Origin of the sequence: Symbioplanes lichenis (genome assembly GCF_030709675.1) — a bacterium.
GTDB classification, from domain to species: domain Bacteria; phylum Actinomycetota; class Actinomycetes; order Mycobacteriales; family Micromonosporaceae; genus Actinoplanes; species Actinoplanes lichenis.
In genome coordinates, this window is record NZ_JAUZQD010000003.1 from 497,657 (window position 1) to 519,123 (window position 21,467).

22 protein-coding genes are annotated in these 21,467 nt (G+C 70.2%); 8 read left to right on the forward strand and 14 right to left on the reverse strand.

Annotation, left to right across the window (positions count from 1 at the left end; all coding sequences use genetic code 11):
- Positions 1-726, forward strand: a complete 726-nt coding sequence (locus RAN62_RS09365; RefSeq protein ID WP_305784124.1) for an SDR family NAD(P)-dependent oxidoreductase — start codon at positions 1-3, stop codon at positions 724-726.
- 3 nt (positions 727-729) lie between these two features.
- On the opposite strand, the gene RAN62_RS09370 is transcribed toward RAN62_RS09365, so the two are convergent.
- Together RAN62_RS09370 and RAN62_RS09375 are read right to left on the reverse strand one after the other, a co-directional pair.
- Positions 730-1,134 (reverse strand): hypothetical protein, encoded by a 405-nt coding sequence (locus RAN62_RS09370; RefSeq protein WP_305784125.1) that lies wholly within the window; start codon positions 1,132-1,134, stop codon positions 730-732.
- A gap of 19 nt (positions 1,135-1,153) precedes the next feature.
- Positions 1,154-1,750 (reverse strand): hypothetical protein, encoded by a 597-nt coding sequence (locus RAN62_RS09375; protein WP_305784126.1) that lies wholly within the window; start codon positions 1,748-1,750, stop codon positions 1,154-1,156.
- 146 nt (positions 1,751-1,896) lie between these two features.
- Here RAN62_RS09375 and RAN62_RS09380 point away from each other — a divergent pair, with 146 nt between their 5' ends.
- Positions 1,897-4,194, forward strand: coding sequence for a putative bifunctional diguanylate cyclase/phosphodiesterase (locus RAN62_RS09380; protein WP_305784127.1), 2,298 nt, complete (start codon positions 1,897-1,899; stop codon positions 4,192-4,194).
- Here RAN62_RS09380 and RAN62_RS09385 read toward each other — a convergent pair.
- Positions 4,157-4,696: a DUF4760 domain-containing protein gene (locus RAN62_RS09385; protein WP_305784128.1), complete on the reverse strand. Its 540-nt coding sequence runs from the start codon at positions 4,694-4,696 to the stop codon at positions 4,157-4,159. The genes RAN62_RS09380 and RAN62_RS09385 overlap by 38 nt on opposite strands.
- 193 nt (positions 4,697-4,889) lie before the next feature.
- Between RAN62_RS09385 and RAN62_RS09390 the strand changes: the two genes are divergently transcribed.
- From RAN62_RS09390 to RAN62_RS09400, 3 genes are all read left to right on the forward strand, one after another.
- Positions 4,890-5,804, forward strand: a complete 915-nt coding sequence (locus tag RAN62_RS09390) for a sugar phosphate isomerase/epimerase family protein (RefSeq protein WP_305784129.1) — start codon at positions 4,890-4,892, stop codon at positions 5,802-5,804.
- A 15-nt stretch (positions 5,805-5,819) separates the two neighbouring features.
- Complete coding sequence (locus RAN62_RS09395) at positions 5,820-7,892, forward strand: PQQ-dependent sugar dehydrogenase (protein WP_305784130.1); 2,073 nt, start codon at positions 5,820-5,822, stop codon at positions 7,890-7,892.
- A gap of 74 nt (positions 7,893-7,966) precedes the next feature.
- Positions 7,967-8,722 carry a hypothetical protein gene (locus tag RAN62_RS09400; RefSeq protein ID WP_305784131.1) on the forward strand — a complete coding sequence of 252 codons (756 nt, stop codon included), beginning with the start codon at positions 7,967-7,969 and terminating at the stop codon, positions 8,720-8,722.
- 10 nt (positions 8,723-8,732) lie between these two features.
- On the opposite strand, the gene RAN62_RS09405 is transcribed toward RAN62_RS09400, so the two are convergent.
- From RAN62_RS09405 to RAN62_RS09415, 3 genes are read right to left on the reverse strand one after another with little or no spacing between them, the layout of a single operon-like run.
- On the reverse strand, positions 8,733-9,566 hold the full coding sequence (locus RAN62_RS09405) for a hypothetical protein (RefSeq protein WP_305784132.1): 834 nt from the start codon (positions 9,564-9,566) through the stop codon (positions 8,733-8,735).
- On the reverse strand, positions 9,563-11,809 hold the full coding sequence (locus RAN62_RS09410) for a hypothetical protein (RefSeq protein WP_305784133.1): 2,247 nt from the start codon (positions 11,807-11,809) through the stop codon (positions 9,563-9,565). Before RAN62_RS09410 ends, RAN62_RS09405 begins: the two co-directional genes overlap by 4 nt.
- On the reverse strand, positions 11,806-12,555 hold the full coding sequence (locus RAN62_RS09415; protein ID WP_305784134.1) for a hypothetical protein: 750 nt from the start codon (positions 12,553-12,555) through the stop codon (positions 11,806-11,808). Before RAN62_RS09415 ends, RAN62_RS09410 begins: the two co-directional genes overlap by 4 nt.
- 80 nt (positions 12,556-12,635) lie before the next feature.
- On the opposite strand from RAN62_RS09415, the gene RAN62_RS09420 reads away from it, so the two are divergent.
- Together RAN62_RS09420 and RAN62_RS09425 are read left to right on the forward strand one after the other, a co-directional pair.
- Positions 12,636-13,223 carry a Pycsar system effector family protein gene (locus RAN62_RS09420; RefSeq protein WP_305784135.1) on the forward strand — a complete coding sequence of 196 codons (588 nt, stop codon included), beginning with the start codon at positions 12,636-12,638 and terminating at the stop codon, positions 13,221-13,223.
- A 67-nt stretch (positions 13,224-13,290) separates the two neighbouring features.
- The gene (locus RAN62_RS09425; protein ID WP_305784136.1) at positions 13,291-13,980 is read left to right on the forward strand and encodes a Crp/Fnr family transcriptional regulator; all 690 of its coding nucleotides are present in this window, start codon (positions 13,291-13,293) and stop codon (positions 13,978-13,980) included.
- Between the two features lie 106 nt (positions 13,981-14,086).
- Here the strand turns inward: RAN62_RS09425 and RAN62_RS09430 are convergent, their stop codons facing one another.
- The 3 genes from RAN62_RS09430 to RAN62_RS09440 form a co-directional block, all read right to left on the reverse strand.
- The gene (locus tag RAN62_RS09430; RefSeq protein WP_305784137.1) at positions 14,087-14,536 is read right to left on the reverse strand and encodes a hypothetical protein; all 450 of its coding nucleotides are present in this window, start codon (positions 14,534-14,536) and stop codon (positions 14,087-14,089) included.
- Entirely contained in the window at positions 14,529-15,050 is a 522-nt protein-coding gene (locus RAN62_RS09435; RefSeq protein WP_305784138.1) for a Panacea domain-containing protein, read from the reverse strand. Before RAN62_RS09435 ends, RAN62_RS09430 begins: the two co-directional genes overlap by 8 nt.
- Positions 15,051-15,192: 142 nt before the next feature.
- Positions 15,193-16,314 (reverse strand): epoxide hydrolase family protein, encoded by a 1,122-nt coding sequence (locus RAN62_RS09440; RefSeq protein WP_305784139.1) that lies wholly within the window; start codon positions 16,312-16,314, stop codon positions 15,193-15,195.
- A gap of 62 nt (positions 16,315-16,376) precedes the next feature.
- Here RAN62_RS09440 and RAN62_RS09445 point away from each other — a divergent pair, with 62 nt between their 5' ends.
- On the forward strand, positions 16,377-16,898 hold the full coding sequence (locus tag RAN62_RS09445) for a CGNR zinc finger domain-containing protein (protein WP_305784140.1): 522 nt from the start codon (positions 16,377-16,379) through the stop codon (positions 16,896-16,898).
- 105 nt (positions 16,899-17,003) lie between these two features.
- On the opposite strand, the gene RAN62_RS09450 is transcribed toward RAN62_RS09445, so the two are convergent.
- Genes RAN62_RS09450 through RAN62_RS09470 form a run of 5 tightly spaced genes read right to left on the reverse strand, consistent with a single transcriptional unit; the run spans position 17,004 to position 21,467 of the window.
- A complete protein-coding gene (locus RAN62_RS09450) occupies positions 17,004-18,113 on the reverse strand; it encodes an ABC transporter substrate-binding protein (RefSeq protein ID WP_305784141.1) in 1,110 nt (369 codons plus the stop codon).
- 9 nt (positions 18,114-18,122) lie between these two features.
- Complete coding sequence (locus RAN62_RS09455; protein WP_305784142.1) at positions 18,123-18,869, reverse strand: ABC transporter permease; 747 nt, start codon at positions 18,867-18,869, stop codon at positions 18,123-18,125.
- Positions 18,866-19,630, reverse strand: coding sequence for an ABC transporter ATP-binding protein (locus tag RAN62_RS09460; protein WP_305784143.1), 765 nt, complete (start codon positions 19,628-19,630; stop codon positions 18,866-18,868). The genes RAN62_RS09455 and RAN62_RS09460 overlap by 4 nt, the downstream gene beginning before the upstream one ends.
- Positions 19,627-20,487, reverse strand: a complete 861-nt coding sequence (locus tag RAN62_RS09465) for an ABC transporter permease (RefSeq protein WP_305784144.1) — start codon at positions 20,485-20,487, stop codon at positions 19,627-19,629. Before RAN62_RS09465 ends, RAN62_RS09460 begins: the two co-directional genes overlap by 4 nt.
- Positions 20,484-21,467 carry a TIGR03842 family LLM class F420-dependent oxidoreductase gene (locus RAN62_RS09470; RefSeq protein WP_305784145.1) on the reverse strand — a complete coding sequence of 328 codons (984 nt, stop codon included), beginning with the start codon at positions 21,465-21,467 and terminating at the stop codon, positions 20,484-20,486. The genes RAN62_RS09465 and RAN62_RS09470 overlap by 4 nt, the downstream gene beginning before the upstream one ends.

The window sequence follows — 21,467 nt, forward strand, 5'->3', positions numbered from 1 at the left end:
ATGACCAACCAGAAGATCGCACTGATCACCGGCGCCACCCGCGGACTGGGCGAGGGCATGGCGCGCCGGCTGTCCGAGGCGGGCGTCGCCGTGGTGGGCACCTACCGCGGCGCCGAGCCCGGCGACGGCGTCACCGCCGCACTGCCGCTGGATGTCACGCGCTTCGACACGTACCCGGAATTCACCGCGCAGCTGGCAACCCTGCTGCGTGACCGGTTCGGGGCGAGCGGCTTCGACCATCTCGTGAACAACGCGGGCATCGGCATCTTCGCGCCCTACGCGCAGACGACCGCCGAGCAGTTCGACCAGCTGGTCGACACGAATCTCAAGGCGCCGTACTTCCTGACCCAGAGCCTGCTGCCGCTCATCAACGAGGGCGGCCGGGTGCTGAACGTGACGACCGCCCTGACCCGGGGCGTGGTGCCGGGGATGTCCGCCTACGCCGCGGTCAAGGGGGCCGTCGAGGTGCTCGGCCGCTATCAGGCCACCGAGCTCGCCGAGCGGTCCATCCGCGTCAACACGCTGATGGGCGGCGCGGTGGACACCGGCTTCGGCGGCGGGATGATGCGCTCGCCGCAGGTGCAGGAGCTGGCGGCGCACACGATCGCCCAGGGCCGGATCGCCACGGTGGACGACATCACCGCGGCGGTGCCCGCGATCCTGTCCGACGCCTTCCAGTGGGCGACGGGCGGCATCATCGACTTGTCCGGCGGCCAGAGCCTCTGACGATCAGTCAGCGAGCAGGCGGTCGAGGACGGCGCGGAGGGGGATGCGCTCGCCGTCGCGGCCGCCTTCGCCCAGGATCAGGCGGGGGGTGGCCGGCTCGGGGCGGGCGCCGGTGAGGCGGGCCGTCAGGGAGGCCGGGACGGTCAGGAGGTAGAACTGGCCGTCCTCGGCCACGGCCATCGTCTCGTCGCGGCGCAGGTACCAGCCTCGGAGCCTGGTGCGGTAGCGGGTGCCGGCGTAGGAGCGGGCGGTCAGGGGCACCGGCGGCGGGCCGTGGTCCCGGGCCGCGGTCACGAAGTCGTGCAGCATCGCGGCTGCCTGGGCGGCTTCGGCTGCCGCTTGCCGGGTCAGGTCGGCCGCATGGGCCGCCACGGCCCGGTCCCGCTGCGCCTGCCACTCCGGATCCATCCCGCGAGCCTACGACCGGTCAGCGGGAGTTGCGGAAGCCGGGGAGCAGGGTGACGGCGGCGAGGTTCGCGCCGGCGATACCGAGGACGTACGCGATGACCAGCCCGGGAAAGCTCAAGCTGGTCGACACGGCGGCCACGAGGACGAAGAACGACAGCAGCAGCGAGCCGAACGACAGGGTCCCGGCGGCGGCCTTGGCGGCGGGGGTCCAGCGTGGAGACGCGAGCGCGACGACCGTACCGGCGAGGGGTCCCGCACCCGGCAGGAAGACGGACCCGGCGGTGAGCAGACCGAGCGCGACGGCATCCGCGGCAGGTGCGGGTGGCGCGGCAGGCGGCCGCGGGGCCGGCGGGAGCGCGGGGGTGCGCAGGTGGGCCGGGATGCGGCCGCGGCGGGCGGCGTCGGCCAGGTCGCCGGGCGGGCCGAGGCGGTGCAGCACCGCGGCCGGGTCGTCGCCGGCGCGGCGCACGGCGATGTAGTCGGCGACGGTCGTCATGAGCTCGTCGCGCAGGGCCGGCTCGATGTCCTCGGTCGCGGCCCACAATGCCGCCAGGTAGTCGAGGACGAGGCTGTCGGCGTGGGCGAGCGGCGCGGTGGCGAGGTGGTCCGTGGTCATGCCACCCAGCTTCGCCGTCCGGGGCGGGGGTGCGCATCGGGCCGGGGGAGGGGCCGGCGCCCGCCGCTCTGCGACTTTCGGCCGAGGGTGCGCGATGGGCCGTTTCGCGGATGGTATTCACGTCCGTCGTGGTGCAGCGTGGGCTGGTGACTTCGGAGGATCTTGCGGGTGGCGGCCCGCGGGTGCCGTGGCGGTTCGTGGCGGCGGTCGGTGCCCTGACCCTGGCCAGCTGGGTCTGGTACGCCGTCTGGGCGCTGACCGGCGCGGGCCCGGTCGCCGTCGCGTACGTGACCGTGCCGGCCGGGGGCGTCCTCGCGATCGCCGCGGTGTGGCGGCTGCGGGCCGTGGTCCGCGGCGACGGGCTCGCGCGGCGCTTCTGGGACCTGGTGCTGGCCGGCGCGGTGCTGATGACCCTCGGGTACGCCCAGTCCGCCGTCAACGCCTTCCGGCACGGCGACGACGCCCTGGCCGCCGACATGCCCGTCCCGGCGGCGATCTGCGTCATCATGGGCTTCGGCACCGTGATGGCCGCGGTGGCGCTGGTGCCCGTCAAGGTGGCCGGGCCCCGGGAGCGCCGGCGCATGTTCCTCGACCGGGCCATCGCGTTCGTGGGCTGCGGCACGCTGCTGTGGCACTTCGGGCTCGCGCCGATGATCACCATGGCCGACCCGTGGAGCCCGCAGACGCTGTCCGTGGTCGGTGTCGCCTTCCTCTTCTCGCTCGGCAGCATCACCAAGGTGTCCTATCTGGGCGACGACGGGCCGGTCGACCGGACGGCCATGCGACTCGTCGCCGCGGTCGGGCTCACCGGCACCGGCGTCGCCGTGCTGGGCTCGACCTTCGGCGATCCCGGGGCGGCCCCGGCGCAGGCCGTGGTGCTCCCGCTGGCGCCGGTGCTCGTCGCGGTGGCCGTACACGGGCAGTGGGAAGCCTCCCTCGGCCGGCGGCGGCCCGCACGCCGGACCCTCTCCTCGCTCCCGTACGTCGCCATCGCCGCGGTCAGCGTCTCCCTGGTGGCCGTGGCGATCGGGCGTCCCGAGTGGCCGGACCGCGTCACGCTGGCGGCCGCGATCGGGGCGAGCATCCTCGTGGCCGTGCGCCAGTTCCTGTCGGCCCGCGAGAACCAGCGGCTGCTCGCCGGCCTGCGCCGCCAGGAGGAACGGCTCCAGCACGAGGCCGGTCACGACGCGCTGACCGGGCTGGCCAACCGGGCGACGTTCCGGGCGGCGCTGGCCTCGGCCGGGGCGGGCGCCACGGTGCTGCTCGTGGACCTGGACGACTTCAAGACGGTCAACGACTCGCTCGGGCACGACGTCGGCGACGAGCTGCTGATCGCCCTGGCCGAGGTGCTGCGGAAGAGCAACGGCATGCCCGTACGCATCGGGGGCGACGAATTCGCCGTGCTCCTGCCCGGCGGCGAGCCGGGGGAGCCGGTGGCCCGCGCGATCCTGGACGCGTTGAACGAGCCGCTCGGGGCGCACCGGCTGCTGGTGCAGGCCAGCATCGGCATCGCCACCGCGGGGCCGGGCGCCGTGGACAATGTCCTGCGCGAGGCCGACATCGCCATGTACGCGGCCAAGCAGCGCGGCAAGGCGTCCTGTGTCCGCTATCAGCCGGGCATGGCGGAGCCCGTGGTCGCGCACATGCGCTTGGGCGGGGAGCTGCGCCGGGCCCTGGACCGCGGCGAGTTCGGCGTCGTCTACCAGCCGGTCGTGGAGCTGGCCACCGGGCGCGTCATCGGCGTCGAGGCCCTCGTGCGCTGGCACCACCCGGCGCGGGGACCGGTGCCGCCGGCCGAGTTCGTGCCGGCGGCCGAGCGTACGGGCCTGATCGTCCCGCTGGGCCGCTTCGTGCTCCGCGAGACGTGCCTGCAGGCGGCCAAGTGGTTCGCCGAGTTCGGCCCGGACGCGCTGCAGAAGCCGGGAGTCAATGTGTCCGCGCGGCAGCTGCACGACCCCGACTTCGTCGCCGACGTGCTCGCCGCCCTCGCCGAGTCGGGCCTGCCCGCCGACCGGCTGGTGCTGGAGGTCACCGAGTCGGCCGCGCTGCGGGGCACCCAGATCTCCCGTACGCTGCACGAGCTGGACAGCCTCGGCATCAAGCTGGCCCTCGACGACTTCGGCACCGGCGAGTCGTCGCTGAGCCTGCTGCGCGCCTTCCCCGCGGCGATCGTCAAGCTGGACAAGTCGTTCGTGGACGGCATCGAGATCGAGGACGCCGATCCGGTCGCCCGCGATGCCCGGCAGGCCGTGGCCCGCGCGGTCATCCAGCTGGCCTCCGCGCTGCGACTGGACACCGTCGCCGAGGGCATCGAGAACCAGGCGCAGGCGGACCAGCTGCAGGCGCTCGGCTACACGCTCGGGCAGGGCTTCCACCTCGCCGCGCCGATGGACGCGGCGGCGATGACTAGGATGCTGGCCTCTTCGGCCGTACGTACGGCGTGACGTCGTAGCTCCAGCCGGCGGGCACCTTGTCGAGCTTCGGGGGCTTCGCCGGTCGCAGGCAGACGGCAGCCAGGTGCTCGAAGTACTGGTTGTAGCCGGGGTCGTTCCGCCGCGCCCGCTCGACGCGGATGTAAGGCGCCGCCCGGTCCCAGGCGCGCAGCACCGAGTGGTTCATGAAGCCGCGGACGATGGCCGGGTCGACGACGCCCTGCGCCACGAGCAGGCCCAGGTTGTTGAAATAGCTCACGGCCGGGACGACCTGGGCCCGGACGTCGTCGGGTAGCGAGAGGATGCCCTCGTCGCCGGGCGGGTGCTCGCGCTGCAGGTCCTCGGTGAGATACCGCATGTAGCCACGGAACTCGGGCGTGCGGAACTCGGCGAACATGTCGAGCGCCACCGGCAGCATCGTGCCGTGGCGCATGTAGTTCAGCTGGCGCCACGCTACCCCGGCGGACACGAACAGGGCCAGCGCGGCGACCACAAGAGACGCGAAGCTCAGCATGCCTCTCAGGATCGCAGCCTGTGTCGATGTCCAGCCTGTCCGTGTTGACGTGGACTTATGCACCGTCCGATCCGAACTTTTGCATATTCCGAAGATTCTTTTTGCCACGAGAGCGAAACCTGTGATTAACATCAGGCCGGAAGCTTCGAGCAGCATCAATCCCGCACCATCGACCGGGAGGCAGTGCAAGACGATGCAGAACCCACCCAACATCAGCCGCAGAGGCATCCTGGGCGCGGCTGCGGCCGGCGCCGCCGCGGCCACTGTGCTTCCCGCTGCCGCCATGGCCGGCGGCAGCAAGGGTCACCTCACGCGCGTCCCGCGCGACCAGATCAGCGTGCAGCTCTACACGCTGCGCAACCAGCTCGCCATCGACCTCGACGCGAGCCTCGCCGAGCTGGCCCATATCGGTTACCGCCGGGTCGAGCACGCCGGCTTCGTCGGGCGCACGGCCACCGAGTTCCGGGCCGCCCTGCGCCGCGCCGGCCTGCGCGCCACCTCGGGCCACGTCGGCATCCCGCAGCCCTTCGACGCCGCCACCTGGGAGGCGGCGCTCGAGGACGCGAACATCGTCGGCAACAGGTACATCGTCCACCCCTACTTCGGGACGGACGCGGCCGGCAACCCCATCCGCGACAGCGCGGTGTGGAAGGCGTTCGCCAAGGACCTCAACAAGGCCGGCAAGCTGGCCCGCAAGCACGGGCTCGACTTCGGCTACCACAACCACCACAACGAGTTCGCGCGGCAGGACGGCGGCAAGCTCACGGGCTTCGACGTGCTGACCCGCGAGACCGACCCGGGTCTCGTACACCTGGAAGTCGATCTTTTCTGGGCCTTCCGCGGCGCGGCCGATCCGGTCGATCTGATCGGGCGCAACCGGGGCCGGATCAAGCAGGTGCACGTCAAGGACCTCGCGCCCTCGGGCAGCTTCGCCGACCCGGGCGACGGGTTCATCGACTTCGGGCGCATCTTCGACCACTCCCGCGAGGCGGGACTCATCGAGTACATCGTGGAGCGCGACGACGCGGGCAGCCCGCCGCGCACGCCCGCCGACGCCCTGATCACGGCGCGGCGCGGCTTCCAGTTCCTCGACACGCTGCGCTTCTAGAGAAGGGGAGGCTCCATGAAGCGACTGTTCACGGCCGTACCCGGGGCTCTGCTGGTGGCGACCGCCCTCTGGGTGCCGTCCGCCGGGGTCTCGGCCGCGCCCGCCGCGGCGCCGCCGCCCGACTCCAACTTCCAGAAGGTCACCCTCAACGACTTCCCCGGCGAGCCGATCGCCCTCGCGGTCCTGCCGGACAAGCGCGTGCTGCACACGGCGCGCAAGGGTGAGGTACGCATCAACGACCCGAAGACCGGCGAGAACTTCCTCGCCGCGAACATCCCGGTCTACCTGCACGACGAGGAGGGCGTGCAGGGCATCGCGATCGACAACAACTTCAAGAGCAACAAGTGGGTCTACATCTACTACTCGCCGGTGCTCAACACGCCGTCGGACGACCCGTCGACGCCCACGGTCAACGAGGGTGACGCCCCGTTCACCGGCACGGCCGCGGACTTCGCGCCGTTCAAGGGCCACATGCAGCTGTCCCGCTTCAAGCTGGTCGGCAACGAGCTGAAGCTGGGCACCGAGCAGAAGATCCTCCAGGTGCCCACCGACCGCGGCATCTGCTGCCACGTCGGCGGCAAGATCGACTTCGACGCCGCGGGCAACCTCTACCTGTCCACGGGCGACGACAGCAACCCCTTCGAGTCCGACGGCTACGCCCCGCTCGACGAGCGCGCGGACCGCAACCCGGCGTTCGACGCGCAGCGCACGGCCGGCAACACCAACGACCTGCGGGGCAAGGTGCTGCGGATCAAGGTGGGGGCCAACGGGTCGTACACGATCCCGAAGGGCAACCTCTTCAAGGTCGGCACGGCGAAGACCCGGCCCGAGATCTACGCCATGGGTCTGCGCAACCCGTTCCGCTTCACCGTGTCGCCCGAGGGCGTCGTCTACGTGGGCGACTACTCGCCGGACGCCAACACGGCGAACCCGCAGCGGGGCCCGGACGGCCGCGGCCGCTGGATGGCCATCGACAAGCCCGCCAACTACGGCTGGCCGTACTGCGTCGCGCCCGACCTGCCCTACGTGGACTTCGACTTCGCCACCCGGACCTCCGGGGCGCCGTTCAACTGCGCCGCGCCGGTCAACGACTCGCCCCACAACACCGGCAAGCGCAATCTGCCGCCGGTCGAGAAGGCCGAGATCATCTACGGGTACGGGCTCAGCGCCGAGTTCCCCGAGCTGGGCACCGGTGGCATCGGCCCGATGGGTGGCCCCGAGTACCAGTACAGCGCCGCGAACAAGTCGCAGACCAAGTGGCCCAAGTTCTACGACGGCAAGCCGCTCCTGGCCGAGTGGACCCGCGACTGGGTCAAGGCGCTGACGCTCGACGAGAACAACCAGGTCACCAAGATCGAGGACGTGCTGCCCTCGTTCGTCTTCGACAACCCGATGGACCTCGAGTTCGGCCCCGACGGCGCGCTCTACGTCCTCGAGTACGGCGACGGCTACTTCTCCGAGAACCCGGAGGCGCAGCTCGCCCGGATCGACTACGTGCGCGGCAACCGCTCGCCTTCTGTCGCCATCACCGCCAACCCGACCAGCGGCGAGTCCCCGCTGACCGTGACGTTCACCAGCACGGCGACCGACCCCGACGGCGACTCGCTGCGCTACGCGTGGGACTTCGACAACGACGGCGTCATCGACTCCCGTCAGCCCAACGCGGTCTACACCTTCACCGAGAACGGCAACTACCGCCCGACCCTCAAGGTGACCGACCCGACCGGCCGCTGGGCCGCCGCCGAGGTCATCCTCCCGGTCGGCACGGCCGCGCCCGTGGTGAGCTTCGTGACGCCGCAGGAGGGCCAGCCGTTCCAGTTCGGTGACACGGTGAACTTCGAGGTCACCGTCACCGACGACCAGCCCGTGGACTGCTCGCGGGTCACCGTCACCTACATCCTGGGCCACGACCAGCACGGGCACCCGCTCTCCACGGCGTCCGGCTGCACCGGCTCCATCACCACGTTCCTCGACGCCGGTCACGCCGGCGCGTCGAACCTGACCGCGGTGTTCGTCGCCGAGTACACGGACACCGGCACCCCGCCGCAGTCCGGCAGCGACCAGGTCGTCCTGACCCCGTCGTCGTAAGCGTCCGGACCCGGGCCGGGCCTCTCCACCGAGGGGCCCGGCTTTCGCCCGTTTTGTCCGCTATCCTGAGGGGCGTGGACGCAAGCTGGTGGGCCGAATTCCCGGCCGCCTCCGACCGGTTCGACCGCGCGTACCTGCTCGAGGGTCTCGCCGACCTCGTCCTGCCCACCATCAAGGCGCCGCTGCTGCGCCGCGAGGTCAAGATCGGCACCGACACCGTCATCCGCTACCTCGAGCGGCCCCTTCCGGTGCGTCTCGCCGCCGCCGAGGAGGCCGTCGACCGCCTCGAGCGCACCCTCGCCCGCATCGAGGAACGCTCCACCGGCTCCGCCATCGCCACCGACGAAGCCCTCGTGCTGCTGACGGCCATGCGCGGCGACTTCGCCTCCGCCGCCGCCGAGGCCGCCGGCTTCGTCAGCCGCTCCCGCCTGCAACGGCTCTTCGTCACCGCCCTGCGCCTGGAACGCTTCGACATCCCGCTGACCCTCCGCCTCCTCGACGGCGGCCAGCGCCCCGCCGACGCCATCCGCTCCGGCCACCTCATCGGCCGCTACAGCTGGTGGCCCTCCTGGCTCCTGCGCGTCGTCACCGAACGGGCCTTGGCCGGCACCCTCGACGAAGCCACCATCGCGGCGCTCGACCAGTGCGCGTACGCCGAGCTCAGCCCCACCCAGGCCACCATCGCCCGCAAACTCCTGAGCGGCGACGCCCGCCTCATCGACACGACGGCCGAGCGCCTGGTCAGCCTGGGTGAGCCCGAAGCCGCCCACCGCCTGCGCGAGGGCGACCTCAACGCCGTCGCCCTGGCCGCCCGCCTCGTCCCACTCTAGTGAGCTGCTCTCACGAACCGCCGTTGCGCTTGTGCAGGTCGACATACATGTCGAACGACTGTGCCTTCTCCATCGGTCCTGCATCGCTGTTCATGATCTGCTGCAGCGACTCCTTGAGGTGCTCGTCGGCTGCCTTGTGTTCGGCCCTGATCTCGGCGACCACCGTTGCGAACGCCTCCTCCGTCAGCTTGGCCGCCCCGGCTGCCAGGGGATCATTGGCCAGCTTGGCCAGGACCTTGAGCCACTCCGCGCTCAGCTCGTCGGCCAGCCGGGCCCGCTTGACGTCGGCCTCGTGGGCGCACTCGATCTCGATCATCCGCTCCCAGTGTGGTCGGACGTGCTTGCGTACCTCCTCGTCCAGCCGGAGCCAGACATACGGCTGGCAAACGACGTGGGCATCGCCGACCGGGAACCGCCACGGTGTCTTGGACCGGATCACCTGTTGAACATCACTCTCGGCTTCCCGCACCCGGTGCGGCGGGTAGTTGCGCGTCCGGTCGGCGGAAAGCCGGTGTACATCCCGGAGGACCAGATGCTCGAAACGCCGGCTGGCCTCGTGCAACTCGGCGCGCTCCAGGCCCTCCGAGCGCCAGATACAGGTGACGTGCACCTGGAACTCGAACACATACCCTTCGGCCGGGGCGGCGAAGGCCTGGCCAAGGTCGTGCCGTTCGACGAGCCGTCCGGGCGGTTCGGGGGCAGGCATCGGCTCCGGCTCCGGCGTTGCGGAGGGTGTTCCCAGCCATGCCCTGAAAGCGTGCCAAAGGGACCTGAACCACTCGCCGAGCCCTGGCCGCGTGTCGGATGAGCGGCCGGTGGCCGGTGCCGCCTCGTCCATGGTCATCGTTCCTCCAGCGCGTCGGTGATCCAGCTCGGCACGGTGTGGTCCCGCCCGTGCCAGATGCGTTCCAGGAAAAAGGCCAGCCGTCGCCGCGTCGGTTCGGCGCGTGCCAGTGAGGTGAGCAGGCGGGCGGTGCCCGTACGGAGGTCGTGCCCCTCGTTGGCCCGGTCCAGCCACTCGCCGAGGAGTTCCCAGCCCCGGCTCGCGAGACGGGCGTCCAGCAGGGCGTACTGGAAAAGCAGCGTCAGGTCCGCCGTCGCCAAGATGTCCTGACCCAGTTGGCGTTGCATCTCCGAGGACGAGCCCGAAGCGGCGTCGCGGGCGGCGAGGGCCAGGAACGCGCGGGCGGCATGGACGTGTGCCCACCGGTCCGCGCCCGTGGCGGGGGAACGGAGCCAGCGGGCTAGTTCTCCCGTCAGCCCGGGCAGATTCTCCGGAAGATACAACTGGTTGACTGCTTCAGCGATGAGCTCCGAGTCTCTCTGGAGGGCGTCCGGGGATATCCGTCGCAGGTCGGCGAGATGCCACCGGGGGTCGGGCAGTTGGAGACCGTTCGTATACACCCGGAGGGCGGTGTCGTGCTTGCGTTTGCCGGACCCCGCCACCCACGACTGCAGCGTCTCCTGGACGCGGGTGCCGACCTGGCCGCTGGTGGCAGCGACCACGACGGCCCGGGCTGCGGTCTGCCGGACCTCGTGCGCGGGAGAGATGGCCCACTTGTCGATGAGGTCCTTGCGGATCCGGTCGTAATCGTGGCTGGCCAGGAGGCCGGCCACATCCGCCGCGGTCGTCTTCATCGTCGGCGAGCTTTCCTCGTCGGTCACCAGTCTGTTGAGCCAGGCGAGGAGAGCCGGACGAGTGTGGTCGAAATCGTGCCAGGCTACATCCAGAATGGCACCGCGGAGTTCGACGTTGCGCAGCCAGGCCCGCCGTGAGGCGCCGGGCGAGGTCGGTGACTGCGCACCCTCCTCCCAGTCGATCTTCAGACCGTCACCGAGCAGATCTGTCACCGGATGAGCAAGAGCGAGCCGCCCGAGGTCGGGGCGGCGTGATTGACCGTCGATGGCCTGCAGCAGCCAGCCCGCGGCCACGAACACATCATTGAGCGGCTGGTTGCAGAAGGCGGCGTAGGCAATCCGGAATGCGCGTTCGTGCTGGCCGGGACGGTGCGGAGCAGGGGCGTCGCTACGCGGCGAGATGAGGGCCTTGGCTGCCCGGGCTCTGATCTCCGGCCCGGTGGTCGCGAGCACCTGCGCGATCTCTTCGTCGGTCCGGGGAGTCCGGACGGCGAAGCGTTCGCCGATGGCGGCGGCTTCCTTGGGCGAATAGGTTCTCCTGAGCACTTCGCAGAGTGCGGCCCGCTCGGCAGAGATCTTGACGTAGCCCGTGATCTGCTGGTCGTCCCAGTCGCGCGCGGTGTGCAGCTTGGCCCTCAGGTGTTGGGCGAAGACCTCGACGGGGTCCGGTCGCTGATGGTGCACCTCGCCGCCGGAGCGTTCGCCGTCCCGGGGGTCCGCGTCGCGCACGACGACGATACTGGCCCCGCATTCCGTCGCGGCTGCGCTCAGCTGCCTCACCAACCGGACATGATCGCCTCCGGCGAGCCGGATCACATAGCCATGCCCGTGCACCAGCTTCCCCTGGAGCCGGGTGGTCCATCCTGTGCGTTCTCCGGCGGGCGCCAGGATCTCGTGAACGTTCCCGTCGCCTCTGCGCCGGGCGAGTGCCGCACAGGCGGTGGTGAAGCGGCCCGTCCCGGGGAGCCCGATCAGGCTCGCGACCGGCCGCACGTCGAGGCGCTGGTCGAGAGGAGCGTCGGAAGACGTGCCCGCGTACGTGGCGACCAGATGCGCCTTGTCGGGCAGGTCGCGGATGACAGCTTCCTGCACGGCCTCGGCAAAATAGTTGATGGTGCCGTTGTCACCCTGGTTGGCGAAACCGTGATTGACGTTGTCGGTCGAGGGCTGTTCGCGTGGCTCGTCCCGGAGCGGCTGCCGACGGAGCACGGACTCGTCGTATCGCTCACCGAAAAGGGCTCGCGGAACGCCGCTCGGGACGCGGTGCTGATCGGCCGCGATAGGCCCGGTCCGGTACGGATCGTCGTCGTCGGCGGCCTTGTCCCCGGAAGTCGTACGGCTGTCGCCGCTTCGCTGAGGCGTCGCTTCCTTCTCCGGTTCGGGAGCAGGAACGGCTGCGTCCCGGTCTGCTGGATCTTCGGCCCGCGGCGAATCCGCTTCGTCGGTCATCGCTGCCCTGATCCGAACGAGACGGGGCCGGAATTGGTGATGGTGCCGTTGTCGCCCATGTTGGCCTGGCCGTTGTTCACGTTGGTAACTGCCCGTCCGCCCGGGACAGGCGGTGTCGTAGCCGGCCCCGGACCGGGGGAGTCTTGCGCGCCGGAGGCGTCCTCGTCAGGTACGTGGATCCAGGCGGTCTGCTCGAAGCCCTTGTCCGGCAGGGCCGCTGTCACCTGCTGATAGCGCTCTGGGCGCAGTTCCCGATATTGGCGCACCACGTCCTGGTAGATGCGGTCGGAGACGATCATGGCGACACCGGCCGACGGGAACCGCTTGAGGGCGGCCTTCAGCTGCGGGGAGTCGATCAGGCGGGAGACGGTGACGACCGCCTCTCCGGGGAAGCCGTTGGCGCCGTCGAGGTGGACGAGCCCCTCATGAACGGCTACGCGCAGGCGGACCTGGGCCTGCTGCTCCAGACCGTGGTTGTGCTGCCGCAGAAGCCGGTCGAGGGTCGTGGGGAGTTGTGAGATCAGATGCCGTTCGCTGGTGCCGGGCGGAAGGGTTGCCAGCTCGCCGTCTCCCGCCTGCTGGATCGTCCAGTTGCTGCGGTCCAGCCCGAGTTCGTCGGAGGCCTGGCTCATGATGTCGCGAAAGGACTGCTGGGCGCGGTACTGGAGCATGTTGTCGCGCCGGCTGTAGCTCTCCATGTCGACGGAGACGATGATGCGGCGCGTCGGATCGGCGATCTGGGGCACGCGGGTTCCCTCCTCGGGACGCTGACGTCAGCTCAGAAGTCTGCGGGCCGCAGGGGGAGAGGAATACGTCGAAGTAGGGAATGTCAGAAAGCCGGCACAAGATCGGGATCACCTATTTCCATGCCATGGCGGGGCGCCGGTGGAGCTTCACTGAGGCCATGACCACACCCCGCCGCCTCCGGCCCCGTCGTCCGGCCCCTCGCCAGGACCTCGACCTGCAATTGGCGCTGGCGCTCTCCGCTTCGCTCCAATCGGCCATCCGCCTCGGAGACGCCAAAGTTGTCTCCCTCGCGACCGTGGTTTGCGGAGCCGTCGCGTTCGTCTCCGACCGATCCGCCGCCCCGGGCGGCCTGCCCTTCTGGGGGATGCTGGCGATGCTCGTATGCGCGTCCGGCGCCGCGTGGCATCTGCTGGCGGCGATCGTCCCTCGCTTCGGAGCGCCGGCGAAGGCGGGTCGTTTACTGGCCCATGACCTGATTGCTGCCGGCGGGGAGGCCGGGTCTCATCGAGCACTCGAGAACGCTCGTCTGCACGCGGAGGTCCTGGCGGCGATCGCTTCACGGAAGCACGCGGAGATTCGGCGAAGCCTGCCCTGGGTGGTGGGGGTGCTGGTGGCGGGCACAGCCGCTCTGGTCCTCGCCGACTTCCCCATTCACCTGCCCGGCTGACCGTGGCATGCTCTCAGTGTCCTTCCTGTGACCCTGAGTGTTATTGATCCTGAGGAGGGTTTACTTGGTGAACGGCTCGTGGTCGGCTCAATCGTTGCTCGGCCGGCTCGAACCCGCGGCTCGTGACAAGTTGCTGGCCGTCGGTGTGGCGAAGACCGTCGGGTCCGGACAGGTCATCATGCGCGAGGGTGCCGAGGAGACCTTCGTGGTCCTGCTGGAGAACGCCATCACCAAGGTGACGATCGGATTGTCCGACGGACGCCAGGCGTTGATGGCCATCCGCATGTCCGGCGATCTCGTCGGGGAGATCTCCGCCCTCAACGGTACGCCGCGGTCCGCCACTGTGACTGCCTGCCAGCAATCCCGCATCCGCATCCTGCATCGCGCCGAGTTTCAGGCCTATCTCAGGAGCCACCCGGATGCGGCCATGGCCATCGCCGGCATCGTGGCGGACAAGCTGCGGTGGTCGAACGGGCGGCGTACCGACTTCGCGTTGTTTCCGGTCAAGGTGCGGCTGGCGCGGGTGCTGTCCGACATCGCAGGCGCATATGGTCGCAGGGCGCCGTCCGGCGTCGTGGTCGACCTGCACATCACCCAAGCCGAGCTGGGCACGCTGTGTGGTGCGGCGGAGGCCAGCCTGCAGAAGGCCATGAAGGAGCTGCGGGCCGCGGACATCGTGGAGCAGCGATACCGCGGATTCGTGGTGCGGGATGTGAACGCCCTCCGGGAAGCTGCTCACCTCGGTCTGCCCATGTGACCGGCGGTGATTCCAAGCGTCAGCGAGGTGCTGGCACTGGGTGACGGCCGAGCTGGTCGCCGCGACGGGTGCCCTGGTCGCCACCCTGCTCTCCTGCCGGGCGGTCCTACTTCTTCGCGATCGGATAGACCTGGTGCTCGGCGTCCCACCACACGACGTAGAACACCCCGTGGTTGACGAAGCCCCACAGCCTCTTCCGGCCGCCGACACGGAACCGGAAGATCGTCGTGCCGAACTTGTGCGTGTGCTTGAGCGCGACGAGGCGCTGCTGAGCCTCCGAGCAAAGGTGCTCGACGTGCTGCTCGTGGTGTTTGCGGTGACTGCCGCTCCTCGAGCCGGTCATCTGCCCCTTGACTTCGTTCCAGGTCGAGGAGCCGATGTGGCAGAAGAAGTTGAGCACCTCTTCGGCCTCGGCGGCCCGCGGCCAGGCCCAGGCTCCGCGGTAGCCATGGTCGGCATAACGGAAGGAAAAGATGAGCCTGTCTTCGGCCGCTGCCAGTTCCTGCTCGGCGGAGTGGTGGATCGTGCGCTGGGTTTTCGCTTTCCTGTCAGGCAACGCCGAACCCCAGACTCCGGTCGACCAGCCTGTCCCATGCGTCCTCGGTCATGGCCTCGATCGGGATCGCGTCATCGTCCGTGGCCAGTGAGCTGTAGTACTTGTACAGCGCAGCCGGGGTGATGGGATGGTGTGAGATCTCGAGGGGATCCAGTCCCGCGCGGGCGTCCCGCCACGGAGCTTCGGAGGTCACGAGGGCGGCGAGATGGATGTGGCTCAGGCGGCCGTAGTTCTCGAGCGCGTCGTCGATCGCTTCGCGCTCGGTGGCCGTCAGGCGTTCGGCGTCGCCGCGGGGCCACGCGTCGAGCAACCCCACCATGTCGGCGTGGAGCTCGAACAGGTCCGGGAGAACCGGCTGCGGAGGCCACGCCTCGATACGGTCGGCGAAGAGCGGTTCCTCGTCGTCGACGAGGTGCCAAGCCTGCGCGTAGTAGAGCAGGGTGTGCACCTCCATGCTCCCTGTGGGTCCGTTCTTCTGGAGCAGGTAGGCGATCAGATCGTGAATGGATGCCATGGTTACCTCGCTTGTCGCTCGGCATCTTGTCGCAAAGCAACGATGGCGTCGGGTTCGCGGTCGGGTCAAGGCGGCTGCGGACCCATCACTGATCCGGCATCGCCGGGCGTGCGGCCATGCCTGCGAGCGAATGGATCCCCGGCTACGCGAGTGTGCGGAAGAAGGCCCTGAGGTCGGCGGCGAGGAGGTCCGGCTCCTCGTACGCGGCGAAGTGGCCGCCTCGGGGCATCAACGTGTACCGGGCGACCCGGTAGTTGCGCTCGATCCAGCTGCGCGGCTTGCGGGCGCCCAGGTCGGACGGGAAGAGGGCGACCGCGGTCGGGACGTCGACGCGGGTGACGGCGGGGACGAGGTTGTGGTGGCGCTCGTAGTAGGGGCGGAAGGAGGTCGAGATCGAGTTGGTGAACCAGTAGAGCGAGGCCTGGGTCAGCACGAAGTCGTCGGTGAAGCGGGTCGCGCTCCAGACGCGGTACTTCTCGAGGATCCAGGCGAGCAGGCCGGACGGGGAGTCGGACAGGCCCTGCGCCAGGGTCAGCGGGCGGGTCTGCTGCTCGTGCGAGTAGCCGCGCTCGTCGACCGCCCAGGCTTCCTCGGCCGCGAGATAGGCGCGCTCCTCGGGGGTCAGGCTTTCCTGGTCGTACGCCTCCGGCGCCGCCGTGTCCAGCAGGTGCAACCCGGCCACCACCGGCGGGTACGCCTCCCCGAGCCGGCTGACGTCGCCCGCGCCGATGTCGGATCCGTGTGCGCCGTAGCGGGCGAAGCCGAGTTCGCCGGTCATGAGCCGGTGCCACAGCTCGTGCGTGTGCGGGCCGGAGGCGGGCCGCTGCGGAGCCACCCCGTAGCCGGGCAGGGCCGGGACGATCACGGTGAACGCGTCGTCCGGGTCGCCGCCCCACTCGGACGGGGCCGACAGCCGCTCGGCGAGGCCGGTCAGCTCGAGGAAGGAGCTGGGCCAACCGTTGGCGAGCAGGAGCGGCAGGCGCCCGGGGCGCTCGGCGTCGTAGCGCAGATAGTGGACGGTGGTGCCGTCGATCTCGGCGAAGTGGGACGGCAGCGCGTTGATCGTGGATTCGTGCTTACGCCAGTCGTATCCGTCGGCCCAGTAGCCGGCCAGCCGGCGCAGCTCGTCGCCGTCGACGCCCGTGGCGCCGGGCTCGGCGGCGGGCAGCCAGGGCTTGGCCCAGCGGGTCGCGCGCAGCCGGGCCCGCAGGTCCTCGAGCTCCGCCTCGGGTACGTCGATCAGGTGCTCGCGAGAAGTAGACACCACCGAAACGTAATACCGGTGTCGCGACCGAGTCAACACCGGCGTAGCGGTATAGTGGTGTCGTGGCGGACCTGCGGCTCATCGAGGAGTTCCTGAACACGGCCGACGAGCGCACCTTCAGCCGGCACGGCGAGCAGCACGTCGCCGGCGACCGGCTGACCTCGCCGGCGGCCCTGGCGGACTGGCTGGCGGCGCACGGTCTGGCCACCGAAGGTGCCGACCTGAGCGCCGCGGTCTCCCTGCGGACGGCGCTGCGGTCTGCCGTGGACGGACAAGGTGAGGCGACGCCGGCGCTGGCCGGGCATCCGCTGCACCTCGTCGTGGATCCGTCCGGCGAGCTTCGGATCCGGGCGCGGTCCGCCCGGCCGTGGGTCGACGTCATCGTCGAGACCGTCGCGCAGAGCGCCGCCCGGGGCGACTGGCCGCGGCTCAAGCTGTGCGCCGCGCCGGACTGCCGGTGGGCCTTCCTCGACACCTCGCGCAACGGGCGCGGGCGGTGGTGCGAGATGGCGGTCTGCGGCAACCGCCAGAAGACCCGCACCTACCGCGAGCGCCTGCAGCACGAGCCCGACCGGCGGCGATGAGCCGGACGTACGATCGGCGGGTGGGTGAGGCGCGGCTCCGCGAGCCGCTCTCGACATCGCGGGCGGGCATCCCGGCCGGGCGCGTCAGCGAGGACTGAACCCCCGTCACGCCCCGCCGGGGGAGAGGGTGACGGTCTCGGGCTTGAAGGCGGCGCCGGTCGTGTCGACGCCGGCCTGGTCGAGGGCCTGCCGGATGTAGTCGTTGGTGTAGGCCTGACCCGACGGCTGCTTGGTCAGCACCGTGTCGCCCGTCTGGTTCTTGGCGGTCAGCGAGATGTCGACCGTCTGCTTCCAGGCGGCCTCGTCGATCAGGCCGATGCCGCCGGTGGAGGGCCAGATGAGCTTGTTGACCTCGTTCATCTGCCAGAGCTGGTGGCTCCGGCCGAGCTTGGATCCCTTCGCCACCACCAGATCGCGGCACTCGACGGGATTGTCGCGGCAGTAGGCCCAGCCCTTGATCGTGCCGGTCAGGAACTTCACGGTCTGCTGCTGGTAAGCCGGGTCGCTCAGCCGCGGCGTCGAGGCCCACACCGCGTCCTGCAGCATCGCGGATCCCACGGTCTTCCAGTCGATGATCTGGAAGGCGTCGGGGGTGTACAACGTGCCGGTCGCGGGATCCGTGGCCTCGAGGAGCTGAGCGTACTCGTTGTAGCTCATCGCCTGGGCGACGTCGATCTCCTTCTTGAGCAGGGCCTGCATGTCGAACTGCTGCTGCACGAGCGTGACGTCCTTGCCGGGATCCACGCCGGCGCCGGTCATGCCGGCGAAGAGCTCGAACTCGTTGCCGAAGCCCCAGTTCCCCACCTTCTTGCCCTTGAAGTCGGCCGGTCCCGTGATCCCGGAGGACTTCCAGGCCACCTGGTACGTCCCCGAGCGCGCGAAGATCTGCCCGACATCGGTGATCTCGGCGCCCTGCTCGCGCGAGGCCAGCGCCTTCGGCACCCAGGCGACGGCGTAGTCGGCCTTGCCCTGCGCGAGCACGGTCTGCGGCACGATGTCGACGCCGCCCTCGAGGAGTTCGACGTCGAGGCCCTGTTCCCGGTAGAAGCCCTTGTCCACGGCGGCGATGTAGCCCGCGAACTGGGCCTGGTAGAACCACTGCAACTGCAGCTTGATCGGGGTGACCCCGCCGGATGCGGCGGTGGTGGGGGACTGGTCGGCGGTCCCGCAGGCGGTCAGGAGGAGAAGAGACGCAGCGATCGCGAAGAGGCGCACACGGACTCCCTAAACGACGGAAGGAGGCAGAACAAGGCGTTCCAGCAGGAGCGTGACGAGATAGAAGACGAGCCCGAGGACGCAGGCTCCGACGACGAAGGCCCAGGCCCTCGGGTACGCGGTGAAGGCGGCCGCCGACGTGATGCGCGACCCGAGCCCGTTCTGCAGACCCCCGAAGTACTCGGCGACGACGGCGGCGATGACCGCGAGCGACGACGCCTGCCGGAGGCCCGTGAAGACGAACGGCAGCGCCCCGGGGAGGCGTACCAGCCGGGTGAAGGTCCATCCCGAGGCGGCGTAACTGGTCATGAGGTCGCGGTGGACGGGATCCACCTCGCGCAGTCCGCGCAGCGTGTTGAGGAAGACGGGGAAGAAGACGATGATCCCGGCGACCAGCCGGCGGGGCACGCTCGAGGTGGACTCGAACATGTTGTTGAGGATCGGGGCGAGCGCGATGATCGGCAGCGCGTTGAGCACCGCCGCCACCGGCACGGACACGTCGGAGAGCAGGCGGAAGCGGCTCGCGGCCATGGCGAGCAGCACCCCGGCCACGCTGCCCCAGGCCAGTCCGACGAGCGCGTTGAGGCCGCTGGCGAGCGCGGCCGACCAGATGTTGCCGCGCTGCACGAGCAGCTCGTGCCCGATGGCCGACGGCGCGGGGAGGATGAAGGGCGCGATCCGGCCCAGCGAGACCGTCAGCTCCCACAGGGCGAGAACGACGAGGCCCACGACGAGCGGCGGCAGCACACGCTTCACGCGGCCTCCCGCAGCGATTTCCGCACGAGCGTGACAAAACCGAAGAAGTCCGGGGACTGGCGGACGGACTCGTCGCGCGTGGGCAAATCGATGTCGACGGTCGCGGTGATCCGGCCGGGCCGCGGCGACATGACGACGACCCGGTTCGACAGGAACACCGCCTCGGAGATGGAGTGCGTGACGAAGACCGTGCTCGTGCCGGTCGCCCCGCAGATGCGCAGCAGCTCGTTCTGCAGCCGTTCGCGGGTCATCTCGTCCAGGGCGCCGAACGGCTCGTCCATCAGCAGCAGGGGTGGATGCACGGCGAGCGCGCGGGCGATGGCGACCCGCTGCTGCATGCCCCCGGACAGCTGCGCCGGATAGTGCTCCGCGAAGTCGCTCAGCCCGACGAGGCCGAGCATCTCGTCGACGCGGGCGCGTTGCGCGGATCGGGAGAGCTTGCGCAGTTCGAGCGGCAGCGCCACGTTGCGGCGTACCGTCCGCCACTCGAAGAGGCCCGCCTGCTGGAAAGCGATCCCGTATCCCTGCCGCAGCCGGGCATCGCGGGCGGAACGTCCCGCGACCGAAACGGTCCCGGCGGTAGGGGATACGAGATCGCCGATCAGGCGCAGCAGCGTGCTCTTGCCGCATCCCGACGGCCCGATCAGGGATACGAACTCGCCCTCGGCCACGGTCAGGTCGATGTCGGACAGCGCGGTGACCGCGTCGCTGCGGCCCTCGTTGAAGGTCTTCGTGACACCCGAGACGGACACGGCAGTCACATCGTCACCACCCGGATTCGGCGCCGGTGCCGCATCAACGGCAGCTCCAGCAGGCTGACGAGGGCCGCCACGAGCAGCCCGAGCAGGGCCGCGCCGAGCATGGCGGTGTAGACCTTCGCGGGGTCGCTGGTCGCCTCCCGCGAGTATTCGATGACGAGCCGGCCGACCCCGCCGCGCGTACCCGTGGAGATCTCTCCCACCACCGCGCCCACGACGGCGGCCGCGCCGGCCAGCCGCAGCGCGGGGAACAGGTAGGGCAGCGACGCCGGCAGGCGGAGCTTGAGCAGCGTGCGCCACCAGCCGGCGGCGTAGCTGCGCATCAGCTCGGCCCCGCTCGCCGGCGGCGACTGCAGCCCGCGCAGCATGCCGACGGCGACCGGGAAGAACGACAGATAGGCGGCGATGACGGCCACGGTCATCCAGTCCTGCCATGGATACGGACCGAAGGACAGGTTGCCGCTCCAGCCCGCGACCAGCGGCGCCAGCGCGACGAGGGGCACGGTCTGCGACAGGATGACGTACGGCAGGAGCCCGCGCTCGACGATGCGGAAGCGCTGCATCACGACCGCCAGCAGCAGCCCGACCACCGCCCCGGCGGCGAACCCCACGGCGGTGATCCCGAGCGTGAACAGGCACGCGCCCAGGACCACCTGCCACACCGGCCGCCCGCCGGTCAGCTCGGGCTGTCCGAGCCGCCGCAGCATGTCCCACACGTGCGGCATGGACAGGTCGTCGGCGCGGGGCAGGATCCGGGTCCCGAGGACCACCGTGCCGTCCGGGTCGCCGACGGCCTTGTATCCCTCCCACAGCGCGACGGCGGCGATCAGCCCCGCGAGCACGCTCAGCGTGCGTCTCATGAGACCGCCGGAATGACGTGTTTCCCGTACGCCTCCAGGGTGGCCTCCTTGTCGTCGTGCTGCAGGTACAGCGCGAACTGGTCGACCCCGAGCGCGCGCAGGGCCGCCAGCCGTTCCAGGTGGGCCTCGACCGGTCCCAGCACGCAGAACCGGTCGACCACCTCGTCGGGTACGAACGTCGTGTGCGAGTTCCCGGCCCGTCCGTGCTCCGCGTAGTCGTATCCCTGCCGCGCCTTGATGTATTCGGTCAGCGCCTGAGGCACCGCGCCGTCCGTGCCGTAGCGCGCGACGATGTCCGCCACGTGGTTGCCGACCATCCCGCCGAACCACCGCGTCTGGTCCCGCTGATGGGCCAGGTCGTCGCCGACGTAGGCGGGCGCCGCCACGCAGAACTTGATCGCCATGGGGTCGCGGCCCGCGTCGGAGGCGGCGGAACGGACGGCGGCGATCATCCACGCGGCGATGTCGGGATCCGCGAGCTGCAGGATGTAGCCGTCCGCCACCTCACCGGTCAGGGCGAGCGCCTTGGGTCCGTAGGCGGCGACCCAGATGTCGAGCCGGCTGTCCGGCGCCCAGGCCAGGCGGAGATCCCGGACCGTGCCGCCGTTCGCCAGGGCGCGCACCTCGTGGATGCAATCCCGCAACTCGGCCAGGGTGGTGGGCTTGCGGCCGATGTAGCGCAGCGCGGAGTCGCCGCGGCCGATGCCACAGACGGTCCGGTTGCCGTACATCTCGTTGAGGGTGGCGAACTGCGACGCGATGACCGTCCAGTCGCGGGTGCCCGGGTTGGTCACCATCGGCCCGACGACCACACTGCTGGTTTCCGCCAAGATCTTCGAGTAGAGGACGAACGGCTCCTGCCACAGCACGTGCGAGTCGAAGGTCCACACGTGGCTGTAGCCCAGGTCCTCGGCCTTGCGGGCCAGGTCGACGACGGCGCTCGACGGCGGGTCGCACTGCAGGACGACACCGATGTCCAT